The sequence below is a fragment of the Hansschlegelia plantiphila genome, assembly GCF_027922265.1.
GTDB classification, from domain to species: domain Bacteria; phylum Pseudomonadota; class Alphaproteobacteria; order Rhizobiales; family Methylopilaceae; genus Methylopila; species Methylopila plantiphila.
The window spans coordinates 1-519 of sequence record NZ_BSFI01000010.1; the positions used below are offsets into that span (position 1 = coordinate 1).

A 519-nucleotide genomic window follows, 5' to 3' on the forward strand; every position below is an offset into this window, starting at 1 on the left:
CCTCGACCGGCATCAGGAACGGCTGGTCGATCGGACGCTCCGGCTGCGGGATGTACTCGTCGACCGCCGCCATCAGCTGGAGGATGGCGTCATGGCCAAGCTCCGGGCTCTTGTTCTCGAGAGCCGCCAGAGCCGAGCCCTTGATGATCGGAATGTCGTCGCCCGGGAAGTCGTACTTCGACAGAAGCTCGCGAACCTCGAGCTCGACAAGCTCCAGGAGCTCGGCGTCGTCGACCATGTCGCACTTGTTCAGGAACACGACCAGCGCCGGAACGCCGACCTGACGCGCCAGAAGGATGTGCTCGCGCGTCTGCGGCATTGGGCCGTCGGCGGCGGACACCACAAGGATCGCGCCGTCCATCTGAGCGGCGCCCGTGATCATGTTCTTCACATAGTCGGCGTGGCCCGGGCAGTCGACATGCGCGTAGTGACGGTTCGCCGTCTCATACTCGACATGCGCCGTCGAGATCGTGATCCCGCGCGCCTTCTCCTCAGGAGCCTTGTCGATCTGGTCGTAAG

Annotated in this window: 1 protein-coding gene; it reads right to left on the reverse strand. The window is 64.4% G+C overall.

The window, feature by feature from the left end; all coding sequences use genetic code 11:
• On the reverse strand, nucleotides 1-519 hold a 519-nt coding region (locus PKE75_RS13125; protein WP_271169198.1), incomplete at both ends, for a GTP-binding protein.